The organism is Methylobacterium sp. J-088, from assembly GCF_022829295.1.
In the GTDB taxonomy this organism is placed as follows: domain Bacteria; phylum Pseudomonadota; class Alphaproteobacteria; order Rhizobiales; family Beijerinckiaceae; genus Methylobacterium.
Genome location: NZ_JAKSYH010000193.1, coordinates 1 through 348, shown reverse-complemented (window position 1 = coordinate 348; position 348 = coordinate 1). Strand labels below are relative to the sequence as shown.

At 65.8% G+C, this 348-nt stretch carries 1 protein-coding gene; it reads right to left on the bottom strand.

The genetic code is table 11. The features are described from left to right. Nucleotides 1-335, bottom strand: a 335-nt coding sequence (locus tag MKK63_RS21640) for a biotin/lipoyl-containing protein (RefSeq protein ID WP_313901787.1), incomplete at its 3' end; no start/stop codon positions are given. Nucleotides 336-348 lie beyond the last annotated feature (13 nt).

The following is a 348-nucleotide window of genomic DNA, read 5'->3' as shown; positions in this document are numbered from 1 at the left end:
TCGGCGGCGGAAGCGTTTGACGCGGGCTTGACCGCGCCGTTGGAGGCCCCCTTCCCCGCATCGCCGCCGGCCTGTACGCTCGCCTGATCATCACCCTCCCCCGCGATGATGGCGAGCATGTCGTTGACCGGCACGTCTCCGCTGCCCTCTGCCACGAGGGTCTTGGCGAGCACGGCCTCTTCGATCGCCTCCACCCCAATGCTTCCCTTATCTGTCTCGATTCGGGCCGGCACGTCGCCGGACTTGATCGCGTCACCCTCTTTCTTCAGCCACTTGGCGAGGTTGCCCTTCTCCATGGTGGGCGAGAGCGCGGGCATCAGCACGTTGATCGGCATGGCATCAGGTCTC